General features: G+C 33.6%; 18 protein-coding genes and 1 pseudogene. 13 read left to right on the top strand and 6 right to left on the bottom strand.

Going from position 1 to position 18,740, the window contains the following annotated elements:
* The 6 genes and pseudogenes from EKM03_RS07640 to EKM03_RS07615 form a co-directional block, all read right to left on the bottom strand.
* The gene (locus EKM03_RS07640) at window positions 1-1,434 is read right to left on the bottom strand and encodes an LptF/LptG family permease (protein ID WP_126462751.1); all 1,434 of its coding nucleotides are present in this window, start codon (window positions 1,432-1,434) and stop codon (window positions 1-3) included.
* An 8-nt stretch (window positions 1,435-1,442) separates the two neighbouring features.
* Window positions 1,443-2,120 carry an outer membrane lipoprotein carrier protein LolA gene (locus EKM03_RS07635; RefSeq protein ID WP_231507367.1) on the bottom strand — a complete coding sequence of 226 codons (678 nt, stop codon included), beginning with the start codon at window positions 2,118-2,120 and terminating at the stop codon, window positions 1,443-1,445.
* Between the two features lie 43 nt (window positions 2,121-2,163).
* Complete coding sequence (locus tag EKM03_RS07630) at window positions 2,164-4,611, bottom strand: DNA translocase FtsK (protein ID WP_126462757.1); 2,448 nt, start codon at window positions 4,609-4,611, stop codon at window positions 2,164-2,166.
* A 17-nt stretch (window positions 4,612-4,628) separates the two neighbouring features.
* The gene (locus EKM03_RS07625) at window positions 4,629-5,003 is read right to left on the bottom strand and encodes a diacylglycerol kinase family protein (protein WP_126462760.1); all 375 of its coding nucleotides are present in this window, start codon (window positions 5,001-5,003) and stop codon (window positions 4,629-4,631) included.
* 10 nt (window positions 5,004-5,013) lie between these two features.
* A complete protein-coding gene (tpx, locus tag EKM03_RS07620) occupies window positions 5,014-5,511 on the bottom strand; it encodes a thiol peroxidase (protein WP_126462763.1) in 498 nt (165 codons plus the stop codon).
* A gap of 186 nt (window positions 5,512-5,697) precedes the next feature.
* Window positions 5,698-5,895, bottom strand: a pseudogene (locus EKM03_RS07615) (hypothetical protein).
* Between the two features lie 1,010 nt (window positions 5,896-6,905).
* Between EKM03_RS07615 and EKM03_RS07605 the strand changes: the two are divergent.
* From EKM03_RS07605 to EKM03_RS07545, 13 genes are all read left to right on the top strand, one after another.
* A complete protein-coding gene (locus tag EKM03_RS07605) occupies window positions 6,906-7,703 on the top strand; it encodes a sulfite exporter TauE/SafE family protein (RefSeq protein WP_126564248.1) in 798 nt (265 codons plus the stop codon).
* 357 nt (window positions 7,704-8,060) lie between these two features.
* Window positions 8,061-9,461, top strand: a complete 1,401-nt coding sequence (locus tag EKM03_RS07600) for a rhodanese-like domain-containing protein (protein ID WP_126740117.1) — start codon at window positions 8,061-8,063, stop codon at window positions 9,459-9,461.
* Window positions 9,462-9,472: 11 nt separating this feature from the next.
* Window positions 9,473-9,790: a rhodanese-like domain-containing protein gene (locus EKM03_RS07595; RefSeq protein WP_126740116.1), complete on the top strand. Its 318-nt coding sequence runs from the start codon at window positions 9,473-9,475 to the stop codon at window positions 9,788-9,790.
* A gap of 273 nt (window positions 9,791-10,063) precedes the next feature.
* Window positions 10,064-10,372 carry a DUF202 domain-containing protein gene (locus tag EKM03_RS07590; protein ID WP_126462775.1) on the top strand — a complete coding sequence of 103 codons (309 nt, stop codon included), beginning with the start codon at window positions 10,064-10,066 and terminating at the stop codon, window positions 10,370-10,372.
* A 67-nt stretch (window positions 10,373-10,439) separates the two neighbouring features.
* A complete protein-coding gene (locus EKM03_RS07585; RefSeq protein ID WP_126462778.1) occupies window positions 10,440-11,654 on the top strand; it encodes an MFS transporter in 1,215 nt (404 codons plus the stop codon).
* Between the two features lie 67 nt (window positions 11,655-11,721).
* Window positions 11,722-12,291, top strand: coding sequence for a TlpA family protein disulfide reductase (locus tag EKM03_RS07580; RefSeq protein WP_126740115.1), 570 nt, complete (start codon window positions 11,722-11,724; stop codon window positions 12,289-12,291).
* 102 nt (window positions 12,292-12,393) lie between these two features.
* Window positions 12,394-12,957: a YeeE/YedE family protein gene (locus EKM03_RS07575; protein ID WP_126463080.1), complete on the top strand. Its 564-nt coding sequence runs from the start codon at window positions 12,394-12,396 to the stop codon at window positions 12,955-12,957.
* 10 nt (window positions 12,958-12,967) lie between these two features.
* Complete coding sequence (locus EKM03_RS07570) at window positions 12,968-13,465, top strand: DUF6691 family protein (protein ID WP_126740114.1); 498 nt, start codon at window positions 12,968-12,970, stop codon at window positions 13,463-13,465.
* A gap of 6 nt (window positions 13,466-13,471) precedes the next feature.
* On the top strand, window positions 13,472-14,563 hold the full coding sequence (locus EKM03_RS07565) for a c-type cytochrome (RefSeq protein ID WP_199740696.1): 1,092 nt from the start codon (window positions 13,472-13,474) through the stop codon (window positions 14,561-14,563).
* Window positions 14,560-14,985, top strand: a complete 426-nt coding sequence (locus EKM03_RS07560; RefSeq protein ID WP_126462786.1) for a DsrE family protein — start codon at window positions 14,560-14,562, stop codon at window positions 14,983-14,985. Before EKM03_RS07565 ends, EKM03_RS07560 begins: the two co-directional genes overlap by 4 nt.
* Window positions 14,986-15,070: 85 nt before the next feature.
* Complete coding sequence (locus tag EKM03_RS07555; RefSeq protein WP_126740113.1) at window positions 15,071-16,765, top strand: bifunctional UDP-sugar hydrolase/5'-nucleotidase; 1,695 nt, start codon at window positions 15,071-15,073, stop codon at window positions 16,763-16,765.
* Window positions 16,766-16,901: 136 nt separating this feature from the next.
* Window positions 16,902-17,642, top strand: a complete 741-nt coding sequence (locus tag EKM03_RS07550) for a hypothetical protein (RefSeq protein WP_126740112.1) — start codon at window positions 16,902-16,904, stop codon at window positions 17,640-17,642.
* On the top strand, window positions 17,608-18,315 hold the full coding sequence (locus tag EKM03_RS07545; protein WP_126740111.1) for a hypothetical protein: 708 nt from the start codon (window positions 17,608-17,610) through the stop codon (window positions 18,313-18,315). The genes EKM03_RS07550 and EKM03_RS07545 overlap by 35 nt, the downstream gene beginning before the upstream one ends.
* The last annotated feature ends 425 nt before the right edge of the window (window positions 18,316-18,740 follow it).

Genomic DNA, 18,740 nt, shown 5'->3' with positions numbered 1-18,740 from the left:
TTAATTTTGTGATGGAAATATTTTTTTTAATATTTTTTGAAATGGAGCCAGAATAACATCCACATTTATCAATCCAATATCATTTGTAGCTCTGTAAGTTAGTATAATTGCTAAAGGGGATAATAGTATCGAGGACAACCAGGCACCTAAAAAAGGTGACATTTCATTTTCCTGAGCAATTCTTTTGCCAAAAGAGTTTATGAAGTGAAAGGTTATGAAAATTAAAATTGCAAAAACTATAGGTAGTCCCAATCCTCCTTTTCTAATAATTGCTCCCAAAGGGGCACCTATAAAAAACATTAGAAAACATGCAAATACAATTACAAACTTATCATAAAAAGCAAGTAAGTGTTTATTGATATTTTTTTGTTTATTTTCTAATTCGGTTTTAGAGGTATCAATTGAATACACGGTACTACTAATAGTACTTGTCGCTATTCTTAAAATTTCTATTTGTTGCTCTTTAGTGTACAAGGATAAAATATCTTCAGGAAAGGAGTTTTCTATTTTGAACTCCTTTCGTTTAGTATTGCCAGGAATCCGTATTCGTGCATTGCTATTTTCCGAAAATGAAATAATATCATTTTTTAAATTTTTATTTAACGAATCCAATGTATAGCTTAATTCATTGACAGTAAGCATAGTATTAGTATTCGCAACGCTTTCGTCATTGACATCTACATTATTAAGTTCTGATAAATCAATGTTGATAATATGTTTTTTAAACGAACTTTTGATAAAAGGCATTTTACTGCGATCCTCATATTTTTCTGGAACTATGTCTTCGTAGTAAAAGCCATCATTTAACACTAATTGTAAAATGCTAGATTGTTCACTACTTATTAATTCGCCATCTCGGGCTTTAATAACTGTTTTACTCCCGTCACCAACGTTTGATTTTTTATGAATAGTCACACCTGTAAGGATGTTTCCGTTGTCACCTGTTTTTTTATTTACCTTAATGTTATAAAAACCAACATCACTAAATTGTCCTTCAGCTATTGCCAAGGCTGGTTTTACTTGTGCAATATTTTTTCTGAAATTGATAAATTTATACTCCGCATAAGGAATCACATTATTAGAAAACAGAAAAGCTACTATACTTAATAAAATTATAAATACCGTTAAGCTTCTCATGGCTCTTTGCAAAGAAATTCCAGAAGATTTCATTGCCGCAAATTCATAATTTTCTGCTAAATTACCAAATGTCATTATGGAAGACAGTAATATCGAAAGGGGAAGTACTAAAGGCACAATCCTAGGCATTGAAAATGCTAGGAATTTTATGATCATGAGTAAATCTAAATCCTTTCCTGCTAATTCAGCTATGAATAACCAAACGGTTTGAAGTATAAATATAAAAAAAAGAATTACAAATACTGTGGTAAATGTAGTCAGGAATGTTTTTAATAAGTATTTGTCGAGAATTTTCACCTAATAAATTAATCTAATTTGTTGATGTAGTAATTTGGATATTTACTGCTTGCAAATGTAAATTGATTTTTTGACAAAGGTTGGTTGGTTTTGAAAGAATTAACCGTTAATGTTGTTTTTGTCCCTTTTTTTCCTATTTCAATCAAATTGTAGATGTGTTTCGTTTGTACATCAATTCCTAATAACACCTCTTTTCTTTGGTCTTTAGAGTTAAACGGTATCAACTTTATATACTGAATTTTTCTACCTCTGACATTTTGTAAAACATCCATATTGTACTTATAACCAGTATTGAAAAACGTTAACATTTTAGAAGGTGTAATTGCATTGTCATCTTTGTCATTGACCGTTGAAATTGTAATCTCCTCATCTTCAGGAACAATAGTATAGGCTTTTTTTCCGTCATAAATTTTAGTTACTCCCATGAAATTTAAAACGTATTGATTGCCTTTCATGGTAACATTTCCTTTACTTTCCTGATTAATGTTTTCTTTTGTATTATTCAAAGAATACTTAAAATCAATTATTATAGTATTGTAGCTTTTGACTTTTGCAGTAACTTGGTCTAAAAGATTTTTTGCTTTTTTATCCTGAGCTTGTATCGAAAAACTAAAAAGTAATAAAGTGGTAATAAAAATAAGTCTTTTGCTCAAGTTCTTTAGATTGCTTTTTTTGAATGGCTTCATTTGTTCGCTTTTACTTGAGTTTTGAATCTTTGTTTTCATGTTGTTAATTGTTTTGTTCATTGTTGAAAAATTGATCAAGAGAACTTATATCCAGAATGTTTACACTGCGCGCTTTACTTCCTTCAAAAGGGCCTACAATTCCTGCGGATTCCAATTGATCAATCAATCGGCCCGCTCTGTTGTACCCTAGTTTTAGTTTTCTTTGTAACAATGATGCGGAGCCTTGTTGTGCATTGACAATTATTTCGGCTGCTTCTCTAAACAAAGTATCTCTATCAGAGATATCCATATCAAGATTAATGCCACTTTCTTCCCCAATAAATTCTGGAAGTAAATAAGCGGTAGCATATGCTTTTTGACTACCAATGAATTCCGTTATTTTTTCTACTTCTGGTGTGTCTATAAAGGCACATTGTACACGTACTACATCATTTCCGTTAGTGTATAACATATCGCCACGCCCAATTAACTGATCTGCTCCTTGTGTGTCAAGAATGGTCCTGGAGTCAATTTTTGAAGTAACTCTAAAGGCGATTCGGGCAGGAAAATTAGCTTTTATCAAACCTGTAATTACATTTACCGAAGGTCTTTGAGTAGCTATAATCAAATGGATTCCTATGGCACGCGCTAATTGTGCCAGGCGAGCAATAGGAACTTCTACTTCTTTTCCGGTAGTCATAATCAAATCGGCAAATTCATCTACTACAAGAACGATATACGGTAAAAATCGGTGGCCATTTTCTGGATTCAATTTTCGGGCTTTAAATTTATCGTTGTATTCTTTAATGTTTCGCACCATCGCGTCTTTCAACAAAGAATAGCGATTATCCATTTCTACACACAGGGAGTTTAAGGTATTAACTACTTTTGCATTATCAGTAATAATTGCTTCATCCATGTCTGGAAGTTTGGCTAAATAGTGTCTTTCAATCTTATTAAAAAGGGTCAGCTCCACTTTTTTAGGATCTACCAAAACAAATTTAACTTCTGCGGGATGTTTTTTGTACAAAAGGGAAGTTAAAACAGCATTTAATCCAACAGATTTTCCTTGTCCGGTAGCACCGGCCATTAATAGGTGGGGCATTTTAGCTAAATCAACTACAAAAGTTTCGTTCGAAATGGTTTTTCCAAGAGCTATAGGTAATTCCATTTCGGCTTCTTGAAATTTAGCGGAACCAATAACACTTTTCATCGAAACCATCGTGGGGTTTTTGTTAGGAACTTCAATCCCTATGGTTCCTTTCCCAGGAATAGGGGCAATGATCCGAATGCCTAATGCCGAAAGTGACAGCGCAATATCATCTTCTAGACTCTTGATTTTTGAAATTCGAATTCCTGCTTCCGGAACAATTTCATATAAAGTAACTGATGGTCCAACGGTCGCTTTGATCTGTGCAATTTCAATTTTGTAATTGCGAAGCGTATCTACAATTTTATTTTTATTTTCTTCTAATTCTTCCTGATTGATAGTGATTCCTCCCGTAGAATATTCTTTTAATAGGTCAATCGTAGGAAATTTATAATTGGATAAATCCAATGTTGGATCAAATAATCCAAAATCAGCAACTAATCGCGAGGCTAAATTTTCTTCAATTATATCCTCTTCCGGAGCCGTTTCTATTACAAAAGTATCAATTGGAGCTGCTAATACCTCTGGTTTTGCTATTGGTGTGATTTCCATAGCGAGAGGCTTGGCAACAGGTTCCCGGTTAATATTCGATGCGTTGCTTATTGTAGGTTTTAATGCTTCTTTGTTAATTTCAAATTGATTGCCATTGGTTTTCAAATGAATACTGTCCTCTTCTTCGGTTACGGCAAACTCTTCTAAATTATAACCACTGTTCTCCTTTTTGATGGGACTGGCTGTTGCTAAATCAGTCTTTAATTCTTGTTTTGTTTGATCAAAAAAGGATTGGATTTTTTCTGGTGAAATTTTAATTTTGAAAATTACATATATAATTAACCCAAATAATAAAATCAATAAAGTGCCTGTTTTTCCAATGTAATCTTGTGAAAAAGAATTCAATTCATAACCAATTACACCTCCTAATTCAGGTACTGAAGTAGCAAAAAAACCAAACAAAACTGATAAAACGACGCTCACAAATAAATCCCAAAACCAAATGTTTTTTAGTTTTTTTAAAGGTAATCCTACTATTAAATATATTCCAGTTAAGAAAAATAACCGGACAAATATAAATGCAGCAACTCCAAAACCGTTATAAATTAGCAAATCAGCTAAAAAAGCGCCAAATTTCCCCAACCAATTTTGAACAATTTCCGTACGATCCGCAATCGCATGAACTGCGCTTTGATCTTCTTGACCGTAAATGTAAAAGGAAACAAAAGCAAATAATAAAGCAATTGAAAACAATACTAACAGTGAGCCAAAAACAATTTTATGTTGTTTAGTCACCCTCCAAGGACTATTCTCCGGAGTTTTAGAATCATTTTTTTTGTTTAAAGGAGGTATTTTTGTTGTTTTTGCCATTCGAGTTGTACTAATTCTTACAGGAATTTTGGTGTATAAATAATTAAACCGATTGTTATTGCTGTTAAAGCAGCAAAAAAGACCGCTCCTGCGGCAATATCTTTAATAAACCCAATTTTTTCATTATAATTGGGATGGATAAAATCAGCTACTTTTTCTACAGCCGTATTCAATCCCTCAATGCTAAGAATTAATCCTATTGCCAGAGTTTGAAACAGCCATTCTGTTTTAGTAATACTAAAATAAAATCCAGCAATAGTCAACAGTATGGCTATTGAAACCTGAACCATTATACTGTGTTCTGTGCGGATCAATTTTAAAGCGCCCTTAAATGCATAAGTGACGCTTTTTAATCTTCCCGTAATGAAAGTGGTATCTTTTTGAAACTCCATTAAGATGAAATTAAAGTACAGCTAAAGCCGCTTCATAATTTGGCTCGTCTGCAATTTCAGCCACTTGTTCCGTATGGGTAACTATTCCGTTTTGATCAACAACAATGATTACTCTGGAATGCAATCCGGCCAGAGGGCCATCAGTGATTTCTAAACCATTTACTTTGCCAAATTCACCACCTTGAAAATCAGATAAATTAATGACATTTTCAAGTCCTTCAGCACCACAAAAACGTTTTTGGGCAAAAGGCAAATCTCTAGAAACACATAATACAGTTGTATTTTCTAAAGTACTGGCACTTTCGTTAAATTTTCTCACGGAGGCTGCACACGTTCCTGTATCTATACTTGGAAAAATATTTAAAACTAGTTTTTTACCTTGAAAATCACTAAGCGAAGCTACAGAAAGATCTGTTTTAACTAATTTAAAATCAGCTAATTTAGTCCCTATTTTTGGTAATTCTCCTGAAGTGTGTATTGGATTTCCTCCTAATGTTATTAATGCCATAATTTTGTTTTTTTAATAAGGTTCAAAAGTATGAAAATTATTTAAGAATAAGACCTCAAACAGGTGTTTAAAGTTTCCATTTTTACCTCTTATGATAAACCCGCAGGTACTGCTGTATTCTCTTTTATTGAATAAAACACACACACATTGTTAAGTACGTTTTTAAAATATTGAATATGATTTATTTTATTTGTCGATAGAATCTAGTACTCGTTTCATGAAAGTATTTAAAGCTTCTTTTTTATCAGTTCCGGTTTTTACCAGTTTGCTCATCTCTAAAGCACCTTACATAGTAGAAATTAATTCGCCTATCACATCTAGTTCTTTGTATTTCAAGAATGAAATTTCAGTCATTGCCTCAAGAACTTCTATAGTTTCAATGATATAATCTTCATCATTTTCTGAAGCTAATTTTTTAAATTTTGGTAATTAAATCCTGTAATGTATCTTCGGTTAATTCGATTAAAATAAGTTTGTTTTTTAAGGTTGAAAGAGGCAAAGGTTCAAAGCGACAATGCATGAATTTGTGCAACAAAAAACCTTTGTTGCTCTGAATCTCTGAACCTTTATATCTTTATTTGAATTAATTTAGTACACAACAAAAACATATATTATTGAAATTCAACCAAATAAAGGTCCTGTAATTTGCTGAAAATACTGATATTTCGTACGTTATAGAATTATCACCACATAATTTTTATAGTGAAGAATACCAGTCTTGAGGGTAAAGACACAGAGCTTATTTCAGTTTTACAAGATCATTTCAAAGGAGAGCTCAATTTAGCAAGGGTCAAGCTCATTTGTTTATTTATTACGGCTTTATGCAAAATAAAGACAATCAATTATGATAAGTTAGCATCTGGATTTGCGACAATTGCTACTAAAAATAGCTCTTATAGAAGAGTGCAATGATTCCTGAAGGAATTTGTCTTTTCCATGAAAATAGTTTCTTCTTTGATATTCAATTTATTACCAGCTAAATCCGATTTGGTATTGGTGCTAGATAGAACCAATTGGAAGTTCGGATTTTTGATTAATGATTCTTGATTTCAGATGTGGTAGAACCCTTAAGATCAAATTTATCTCTTTTATTTACTTTATAAATAATACCATTTGCTAAACTGTTTTTATTTTCTCCTATTTGAATCATTCAGAGCGCTACCTACATAGAAAACAAGAAAAAAATTGCTCAAGAATAAAGACAGCTATGCTTTTATTTCGTCTGTAGCCTGTTGATACTCTCCCGTTCCGGAACTGTAAACAATCCATAAGAAATTGTCATTATAATTACCCTAAAGGAATTTGAATTTTAGAAAAAATTTTTTTATATGTGATAAATGTTACTGAATGCAAAAATTTAACAGACAATCTTTGCAATCATAAATTTTACAATTATGGAATATATTGGTTATTTTTCGTCAATACTCATTGGAGTTGCATTAGGGCTCATTGGCGGTGGAGGCAGCATTCTTACCGTACCTGTTTTAGTCTATTTATTTACAGTTGAACCCGTGATTGCAACTGCATATTCATTATTTATTGTTGGCTTGACAAGTGCGGTAGGAAGTGTTGGCTATTTCAAAAAAGGTTTGGTTAGCATAAAAACAGCTATTGTTTTTGGTATCCCATCAATTATCTCCGTTTTTACAACAAGAGCAATAATAGTTCCTGCAATTCCTAAAGAGCTGTTTTCTGTGGGAAATTTTATCTTGACTAAAGACCTTTTTTTAATGCTGTTTTTCGCTGTTATAATGATTATTGCTTCTTATAGCATGATTAAAAAAGACAAAAAACTCGCTTCTGAAGAACCACACGAACAAAAATTCAATTATCCACTTATACTTATAGAAGGAACACTTATAGGAATAATTACCGGACTTGTAGGAGCTGGCGGTGGTTTTTTAATTATACCGGCTTTGGTTATTTTGAGTAAACTTCCTATGAAAGAAGCGGTTGGGACTTCATTAGTAATCATTGCTGCAAAATCTTTAATCGGTTTTTTCGGAGAAGGTGGAGAAAACGTTATTGATTGGCAATTCTTATTTACCATTTCAGCATTTGCAATTGTTGGAATTTCTATTGGCACAGCATTATCCAAAAAAATTAATGGCAACAAACTGAAACCCGCTTTTGGCTGGTTTGTTTTAGTGATGGGGATTTATATTATTACTAAGGAGTTATTTCTAAAATAAAATTATTGTATAACAAAAGTCACGTTGATACAGAAGCAATTTAAATAAATTTATCTTCTTATTACTAAAACAAATCCAAAAACAAATGGCTAATCAATATCAAATATTAATAATCAAAGGTCGAGGTAATTCAGTACTTTTTGTTACTCCACAATTGCTTATTAAAAAAATTTAATCAACCAAAATCAAATTGTACAAGAGAAGCGGCAAAAATTGTATCTACGCGCCACGACATTCATATTAATAAAATACTACAATTACAGTTATAAAATACTTGTGTAACATATGTCACCATTTTTAATAAATGTAATCTGTAATTTTGGTTTCAAATGAATAATAAACTTAAAAATAAACGATATGTATTTTCAACACATTTACGACAAGAGTCTTGCTCAGGCAAGTTATTTTATTGGCTGTCAAAAAGCAGGTGTAGCCGCAGTTATCGATCCTAAAAGGGATGTTGACACCTACCTTGAAATTGCCAAGCAGAACAATATGAAAATTACTCATGTTTTAGAAACACACATTCATGCTGATTTCCTCGCTGGTACCAGAGAATTAGCCGCTTTGACGGGAGCAGAAATGTACCTTTCAGCGGAAGGCGGGCCCGATTGGAAATATGAATTCCCTCATGTTGACATTAAAAATGGTGATGTTCTGAAAGTAGGAAACTTAAAAATAGAAGTAGTTCATACACCAGGACATACTCCGGAAAGCATCAGTTTTCTGCTAACCGATACGCCTGCCAGCGATGAGCCTGTCATGTTGTTCACCGGTGACTTTGTATTTGTGGGAGATGTAGGAAGACCTGATTTGCTTGAAAAAGCAGCAGGAATGAAAGGAACACAGGACATTGGTGCTAAACAAATGTATCAATCCATTACTAAATTTGATGCATTACCTGATTATATTCAAGTATGGCCAGGTCATGGAGCAGGTTCTGCTTGTGGAAAAGCACTAGGAGCCGTTCCAAGCACCACTGTAGGATATGAAAAAATAAGAAACTGGGCTTTTCAGCATAAAAATGATGAAACTGGATTTGTAAAATATTTATTGGAAGACCAACCGGAACCGCCAAAATATTTCGCGATGATGAAAAAACTAAATAAAGTAGATCGTCCGCTTCTTACAACTGTTCCAAAATTAAAACAACTGGATTATAGCGAGTTAACAGCAGCTTTAGAAAAAGGAATCAAATTGATTGATGCAAGAGATAAAACGGAATTTTCTACAGGATTTATTCCGGGAAGCATCAACATTCAAGGGAATAATTCATTTGCCACTTGGGCAGGATGGTTTCTTACGTATGAAGAACCTTTTATGTTGCTTGCCGATGAATCACAATTAGATGATTTGACTAGAAAACTAATGCGAATTGGATTAGACAACATTCACGGGTACATTCCTTCTACGAAAATATGGGAAGAAAATGGCGGTTCTTTGGAGAAAGTAAATCAAATTACAATAGAAGAATTTAAAGCCTTACAACAAGAAAAAGATGTTCAAGTTGTTGACCTTCGTGGTGTTGCAGAATACAATGCAGGTCATATCAAAGAAGCTGATAATGTATTTGTAGGTACTTTAGTAAATAATCTGGACAAAATAAGTAAGGATAAAAAAGTATTAATCCATTGCCAAGGTGGTGACAGGGCAGCAATTGCCTATTCATTATTAGCGCGAAATGGGTATAAAAATGTGCTCAACTATTCTCCTGGAATGAATGAGTGGATGAGCCAAAATAATCCTATTGAATACTAAAAACCTCAATTATGTTCGGAATTTTTAAAAATCTGTTTTCAAAAAAAGACACCACACAAATGGAAAAATTAATAAACGAAGGTGCTTTCTTAGTAGATGTTCGCACACAGTCAGAATTCGCAGAAGGTCACGTAAAAGGTTCAACAAATATTCCTTTGGATCAAGTGGCGAGCCAATTAGAAAAATTCAAAGAAAGAGAGCATATTATTGTTTTCTGCCGAAGCGGTAATCGCAGCGGTCAAGCCAAAATGATTTTGGAACAAAATGGTTTCAAAAACGTTACAAATGGCGGTACTTGGCAAGATGTAAACGAAGCGATAAGCAAATAAACAGCTGTTGTTTTAAAAATAGTGTATGCAGTTTAAAACAAGAAAAGTAGTTGTTTTAAACTGCATATTTATTTATTCAGCAATGAAAATTAGAGGACAATAAAAACACTTTGATTTTATTCTACTTATAAAATACTGAAAAAACATTTGATTTTTCAAATTCATTTAAATAAAGAAGTAAATTTGATAGTGCTTTTAGAAAAAATTTTCATTTTTACTCTTCTACGAAACAAATACAACTAAACTACTTTTTGCACTTAATTATAAAATAATATGGAAACAAAAAAAGCAGCAAACAAAGACTTAATTTTAAGAGAAAAATTAGCATTGCAACGGACTGTATTGGCCAATCAATCTACTTTTCTTGCCTTTTTGAGAACGTCAATGTATTTTTTGATTGCAGGTTTAAGTTTGAGAAATCTGCTCAAAATTGAAAATAGTTTACTGATTGAAATCGCACTTTTTATCACTTCATTTATCATTTTTGTTTTTGGGACAATCAACTATTTCAAGCATAAAAAATCCATCCTAGAAAATAAAAAACACATAGGTGACTACCAATTAGAATATTACAAATTATAAGAACTTATACTTTTTTATTCCTAACTTCTTTTTCAAACGAAGATTTTAAATTCATAAATTACATCAATTGAAAACAAATACAACCAAACTTGGACTGAAAGAAAATTGGAAACAATTTACTATTTTGGTTATTGTCAATGCCTTTGTCGGCGGGATGATAGGAATGGAACGAACCATTATTCCAAAATTTGCTGAGATTGAATTTGGCATTGCTTCAAAAACGGCTATTCTCTCTTTCATCATTGCCTTTGGAATTACAAAAGCCATTACCAATTATTTTACGGGCAAACTGGCGAACCGTTTCGGAAGAAAAAATTTGCTTTTATTCGGTTGGATTCTAGCCATTCCAATTCCTTTTATTTTAATTTATGCAGAATCTTGGAACTGGGTGATTTTTGCCAATATTTTATTGGGAATTAGTCAAGGACTTACCTGGAGCAGTACAGTGGTGATGAAAATTGATTTGGTTGGAGAAAAAGATCGTGGACTTGCGATGGGACTCAACGAGTTTGCCGGTTATTTTGCCGTTGGATTAGTTGCTTTTCTGTCAGGCTATATTGCACAAAAATATGGCATTACGCCCTACCCTTTTTACTTGGGAATTGGGATTTCGATAATTGGTTTTTTATTGACTTTGTTTTTTGTGAAAGACACCAGAGTATTTGTTCAAAAAGAAAACACAACGAATAAAACTGAAAAATTAGATAATATTTTTCTCGAAACCACTTTCAAAAACAAAACATTAAGCACCATAACACAAGCAGGATTAGTCAATAACCTGAATGACGGCATGATTTGGGGACTTTTACCTATTGTGTTGCTTTCTTTGAATTATGATTCACAGAATATTGGAATTATAACCGCCATTTATCCTACTGTTTGGGGTTTTGGACAATTGGTAACCGGAAAAATGTCTGATGTTTATTCGAAAAAAAAGATGTTGTTTTGGGGAATGTTACTTCAGGGAATAGCGATACTTTTTATTCCTTTTGCTGCAGCATTCTATCAGTTGGCCGCAATTTCAGCATTTTTGGGTTTAGGAACGGCGTTAGTCTACCCCACCTTTTTATCTGCCATCGCACAAGCTACAACTCCACATCAAAGAGCAGAAAGTATTGGTACATTCAGGCTTTGGAGGGATTTAGGATATGCGATAGGCGCGATTATTTCAGGAATAACAGCTGATTTATTTGGTGTAAATTATGCCATTGTTCTAATCGGTGTCATCACCATTGTATCATCACTAATTATTGAAATCCGAATGCCGAAAGACTCTTTATAAAAAACAACCCGCTAATTTTAATCTAAAATCGTTTCTTTTTAGAGAATAATAATAATAATTTAAAAAAATGGAGCCAAAAAAATCAAAAAAATCGACTGTTCAAAATATTGTTTTTATCGTATTAATAGCACTGCTTCTGTTCAGTCCGTTGGGCACTTTTGTAAAAGTACAACTGAATCGATTAATTGCTTTTTCGCCTAAAACAATTGCCGTTATGGATCAAAAAGAACTGTCAACTTATCAATGGCAATTAAAAGACGCCACCGGAAAGACGGTGTCATTGGACGCATACAAAGGTAAAATAGTATTCATTAATTTCTGGGCCACCTGGTGTCCACCTTGTATTGCCGAAATGCCAAGCATTCAAAAATTATATGTTGATTATCAAGACAAAATAGTCTTTTTGTTTGTGACAACGGATTCCTTCGAAAAGGCAAATGCTTTTAAGATTAAAGAAAATCTGACGCTTCCTGTGTATCAATCGGTAACCAATCCTCCATTAGAAATGGAATCGGCGACAATTCCGGCAACCTATATTATTAATCAATCAGGAAATGTAATCGTAGCCAAAATTGGAACAGCAAATTGGAATAGTGATTCGTTCCGAGAAATGCTAGACGAGTTATTAAAAAAATAAAATTATTGTCATTTTTTACTTTTTTTTTCTTGTGTGACAAAAGTAACACAACTACTCATTTATAAATATAACCTTTGTTGTAATAAAAAAATAAATATGGAAATTTTAGAATTAATCAAAGAACCTTGGCCTTGGTACATTGCAGGTCCATTAGTTGGACTTACGGTTCCGGCTTTGTTAATCATTGGAAACAAATCATTTGGTATTAGCGCCTCTCTACGCCACACTTGCGCCATGTGCTTACCGGCAAATATTACGTTTTTCAAATATGACTGGAAAAAAGAAATTTGGAATATGTTTTTCGTTTTCGGTATTATATTAGGTGGTGTGATCGCGTACAGCTTTTTGTCAAATCCAAATCCAATTACTATTGATGGAAATCTAAAAACCGAATTGGCAGGCTACGGTATAACTGAAATTTATGGAATGTTGCCGGAACAATTGTTCTCGTGGGAAAGTTTATTTACACTCAAAGGCTTTTTTATGATGGTTATTGGTGGCTTTTTTATTGGTTTTGGTTCTCGCTATGCGGGAGGTTGCACCAGCGGTCACTCTATTTCCGGTTTGTCTAATTTACAAATGCCATCGCTTATAGCAACATGTTGTTTCTTCATTGGCGGATTGATTATGGCAAATGTTATTTTACCATTTATTCTTTCACTTTAAATTACAAATTATGAACATTAAAGATCAAAATACAGATTTCGAAACGCGTTCTTTAGATACGGTTTGTATCAACGAGAGCCAATTAGAACACAAATGGTATCACAATTTGAAATACTTAATCATAGGTGTTTTGTTTGGTATTGTATTTATAAAATCCGAGGTAATCAGCTGGTATCGCATCCAGGAAATGTTTCGTTTCCAATCTTTTCACATGTATGGCATCATAGGAAGTGCTGTAGTGGTGGGGATAATTTCCGTTTTCATGATAAAAAAATTCAATATTAAAACCATTCATGGCGAAAAAATTGAATTTCATGACAAAACTTTCAACAAGGGCCAAATTTATGGTGGCCTTATCTTTGGATTGGGTTGGGCAGTAACAGGAGCTTGTCCTGGACCATTATTTGCACAAATTGGAACGGGTGCCACAGTGATGATTGTTACTCTGTTTTTTGCAATAGTGGGAACTTGGGTATATGGTTATTTTAGAGACAAACTGCCTCATTAATACCCTATGAATCCAGAAAAACAAAATATCATTCCATTTAAATCGCTCGTAAAAAGGCTAATCTATCTGTTTATAACCATTATCTTCCTGGTAATGGTTTTCTTCGTCGGTTTGTTTTTCAATACCACAATTACCGCTTCGTTTCAAAATAATGATTCAAATCTCGATTCTCTTTATATCGATGCAAAGAAAAAAGTGATTTTGCAAAATGAAACGGCAAAATTCTGGAAACCGGCTGACATTGCTCTGATTAAAGATTCAACTTTAAAACAGGAAGTAGAATATGGCAAAGATCTAATTGCGCATACGGCAAAATATTTGGGTCCAAATGGCAGTGTCAAACCAATTACTAATGGAATGAATTGCAACAATTGCCATCTGGATGCCGGTACAAAGCCTTGGGGAAACAATTATGGTTCCGTATATTCGATGTATCCAAAAATGAGAGCCCGAAGCGGGCAAGTAGAAGATCTTTATAAAAGAGTCAACGATTGCATCGAGAGAAGTTTGAATGGTCAGCCTCTGGAAAGAGATGAAAAGGAAATGAAAGCCATGATCGCGTACATTGAATATATTGGCAGTAATGTACCTAAAGGGAAAGAATCGAATGCCTCGGGAATTTATGATCTGGAATATTTAAATCGTGCTGCCGATCCCCTAAAAGGAAGCGCATTGTATAATAAAAAATGTGCCAGTTGCCATCAAATGAATGGTCAGGGAATTTTGGCCGAAGATAAAAAGGAATACACCTATCCGCCACTTTGGGGCAAAAATTCATATAATAGCGGCGCAGGATTGTTTAGAATCAGTCGGTTTGCCGGCTATATAAAATACAATATGCCATTGGGTGCATCTTATGAAAGCCCTCAATTATCCGATGAAGAATCTTGGGATATTGCTGCTTATGTAGAAAATCTGGAAAGACCGTCGAAAGATTTAAGTCAAGACTGGCCCAATATTTCCAAAAAACCGGTGGATCATCCTTTTGGTCCATTTTCAGATTCATTTACGGAAACCCAACATAAATTTGGACCTTTCAAACCAATAAAAGCCGAAAAAACGAAAAACAAAAAAAACAATCTTAAAACTCTATTATGAAAAACCTAACGCTTTCATTTATCCTGGTATTTATCATGATTTCCATTGGCACATTGGCACAAAAAAAAGCGCAAAACCACAAAATCGTTTTTCAGTTTACCAATGCTACTGATACTTTGCAACAAAAAGCAATTGTAAACCAACTAAAAAATCTAACGACATATTGGCCAAATGCCAAATACGAAGTAGTAATTCACAGTATGGGTTTACCATTTGTAATGACTGCAAAATCAAAACAATTAGAATCCATAAAAGCGCTACGGGCAAAAGGAGTTCGTTTTTTAGTATGCGAAAACACCATGAAAAGTCAGAAAGTAACCAAAGACCAATTAATCTCCGAAGTAGAATATGTGCCGGTTGGAATTGCTGAAATTGTAGAAAAACAAGAGCAAGGCTGGAGCTATATAAAGGGAGGATTTTAAATACCAGTACCGATTATTTTTAGCAAAATAAAATGAACTACCGTATCAAAATCTGTTAAAAAACAAACCTAAAAACCTAAAAAAGATGAGCAATAACCGAAGAAATTTCCTGAAATCAGTAGGAACTTTAAGTCTAGGCACAGTGATTATTTCACCTATTTCCGTTATTGCAAATACAACTGAGCCCACAGAAAAAAACTTGAATATAGCAATCGATGGTACTAAACCACAAACAATTACTATTCTTCAAACCACTGATGTGCATTGTCAGATTCATCCGCATGATGAGTTATTTTGGAAAAATGGGAAAGCTGTTTTTAGAAAAACGGGCGGTTATGCCTACATGGCAACTTTACTGAAACAACTCAAAAAGAAAAACCCAAATACGTATACCATTGACACCGGCGACATGTTTCAAGGTAGCGAATTAAGCGTAGAAACTACCGGTGAAGCTTTTGTTCCCATTTTAAATGCATTGAATTACGACTTATATCTTCCCGGAAATTGGGAGGTGATTTATGGAAAAAGAAAGATGCAAACGTTATTAGGTTCCCTTGATGCACCAAAAATTTGTACCAATATGTATCATGACCTGGGCAATGGAAAACGTGGGGAACTTATTTTTCAACCGTATACTATTTGGCATGTTGCCGGAGCAAAAATTGGTTTTTTAGGATATACCGATCCATTAGTACCGCTAAGACAAAGTCCCAATTACAGCAAAGGTATTATCTATACTGATCCTGAAGAAAATCTGGCGCATTATGTGGATGTCCTTAGAAATCAGGAACAATGTAGCTATGTACTTATAATTGCACATTTAGGTTTATCGCAGCAAATAGCATTGGCAAACCGACCGGAATGTGAGGGTGTAAACTACATTTTGGGTGGCGACACACATGAAAGAGTGCGCAAACCAATTGTTTGTAAGTATTCAAAAGTGGTTGAACCGGGAGCTTTTGGTTCGTTTATTGGAAAATTAGATTTAACCATTCTCAACGGAAAAGTCATTGAGGACAATTATGAACTACTGGAAGTTGACTCTCCAAAAATAAAACCGGATGCAACAATAGAAAAATTATTAATAGAAAAAGAATTCGTTTATCAGGAACAAATTAATACCATTATTGGATACAGCACGATTCCTTTGTACCGCTATTTTGTAGTAGAAAATCCAATTGACACAATGATCCTGAATGCCTTACACTGGAAATTTCCAGATATTGATATTAATCTTTCGAATGGATTTCGCTTTTGTCCACCAAAAACAACACCGGATCAAACCGGAAACATTCCTATTACAAACGGATTTATCTTTGATATGTTACCAGTTGACAGCACAGTAAGAACAGCCAAAGTTACCGGAAAGCAATTGAAAAACTGGCTGGAAAAAGAATTAAACAATGTTTTTGCTGATGACGCTTCTAAACGCTTTGGTGGATGGGTAGTTAAGTTCAAAGGAATGGAAGTCCGCTTTAATGCTTTTGCCGAAATGGACAAAAGAGTTCAAAGTATTACGATGAAAAATACGCCATTAGATCCTGATAAATTGTATTCAATCATGGCCTGTGAGCGTGACGGAGATCCTGTGGACATGCTTTGCAGGATGAAAGGCGTCATGGATGCTAAAAACACTAATGAAACCTTGCATTCGGTGATGAGAGATTATTTAAAACAAAATTCTCCTGTTACACCTACACCGCAAAAAAACGCAATAATTCTTGATGCTCCTGAAACACTCTTAACTCAAGTTACCGGTGTTGATTATACTTTCAGATAATAATTAAGTCGTAAAGTCAAAAGTCATAAAGTCGAATGTTTAAACATTCGGCTTTATTTTTTGGGCCAATGTGATAAAAGTTACCTCCCATTTATAGGACTCCGATTATTTTTGTAAAAAAATTAAAGACTTACAAATGAAATCTTTTTTCGCTATATTAATCTCAACTTTTTTACTTTTAATTAGTTTCCATTCCTCGGCACAATATCAGGAAGTTTCGAATAAGCCAGCCGTTTGGAAAGAGAAAAATAATAAAAAAATTGATTCCACCTCGATTTTAAATGCTTTCAAAAACGGAAACTTCATCGGCCATTTTCGCTATTTTTTTATGAGTACCAACAATGAAAGTGGCTTATCTGATTATTATGCCAATGCTGTTGGTGGCGGTGTAAAGTTTGAAACGGCTAAATTTCATAATTTTCAATTTGGGGTCAGTGGCTATTACATTTATGATATCGGTTCTTCTGATTTTTCTAAAAAAGATCCGGTAACAAATTTATCCAATAGATATGAAGTAGCGCTTTTTGATTTTCAAAACGTATCAAGTAAAGGCAATTTAAGCCGGTTAGAAGAATTATTTTTAAAATACAACTACAAAAATTCTAATGTAACCCTTGGAAAACAACTACTGAATACGTCGTTCATAAATCTGCAGGACGGCAGAATGCGGCCTACTGAAGTCGATGGAATATGGATCGATTTTAATGAACTCAAAAAAACTAAAATAAATGTAGGGTACCTATACGGAATTTCGCCACGAAGTACCATGAAATATTTCAGAATTGCAGAATCCATAGGGATTTACCCAACTGGCGTGAATCCCGATGGAACAAAATCCGATTATGCAGGGAATTTATATTGTAGGCATACAAAATGAATCGATAAAGAATTTAAAAACACTTATATGGAACCAATATGCTGAGAATATATTCAATTCGACGCTATTGCAAATGGACTACAAATACAATTTAAATCCAAACTCGAAACTGCTTTTTGGTTTTCAGACGATTTACCAAAATGCCTTGAATTTCGGCGGAAATAAAAATCCACGCAAAACCTATTTTGAAAAAAATGGCAATTCACAAACTTTTGGTGGAAGATTAGGCTGGCAGAATAAAAAAATAGAAATTACTTTAAATTACAATCGAATAACTGCTAAAGGAAGGTATTTAATGCCACGAGAATGGGGACGAGACCCGTTTTACACCTTTATGGCCAGAGAACGGAATGAAGGTTTTGGAGATGTGCATGCGGTAATGACCAAAATACAATATACGAATCCTAAAAAAATATTCAAATCGCATTTGGCTGTAGGTTATTTTGATTTGCCAGACGTGAAAAACATTTCCTTAAATAAATACGAATTGCCTTCTTATGTGCAGACCAATGCTGATGTTCGCTACCAATTTCAGGGGATGTTAAAAGGGTTTGATGCGCAATTATTGTATGTACACAAGTTCAATGCGGGTGAAACCTATGCTAACAAAAATTATATTATAAATAAAACGAATATGAGCAATATTAGTTTTATACTCAATTTCAATTTTTAAAATATGGCTTTTTTTTTTAATCCAAATAATAAAATTTCATGATCAGATAGTGCAGCACTAAATACAGTAAAGTTCCCACTATGATTAATGTAACTAGACAACTGATCAAATTGAGTACAACATTAGGGATAAACTTCAGTCTGGGATGCGTGATTATGGGTTCCCTATGAAGTTTTTTGTGAATACTTTCCTTTGCTATTTTGATTTTCTTTTTGATGGTCAATAGTTTTTTTTAAAACAACAGTCGCGAATAATTCTTGTTGTTTTTGGTTCCGTAATTACAGTATTCTAAAGTACATAATAAATTCAACATAAATAACGCATCAAACCAAAAATGAGTATTGCAATTCAAAATACTCTTCTAATTGTTCAGTCTTACAAAATCAGTGTAGATCAAACCTCTTTTATATTATGACACGGTTTAC

The sequence above is a fragment of the Flavobacterium sp. GSP6 genome (genome assembly GCF_003984855.1).
Lineage (GTDB): Bacteria > Bacteroidota > Bacteroidia > Flavobacteriales > Flavobacteriaceae > Flavobacterium.
This window is presented reverse-complemented; position numbering and strand designations above follow the sequence as displayed.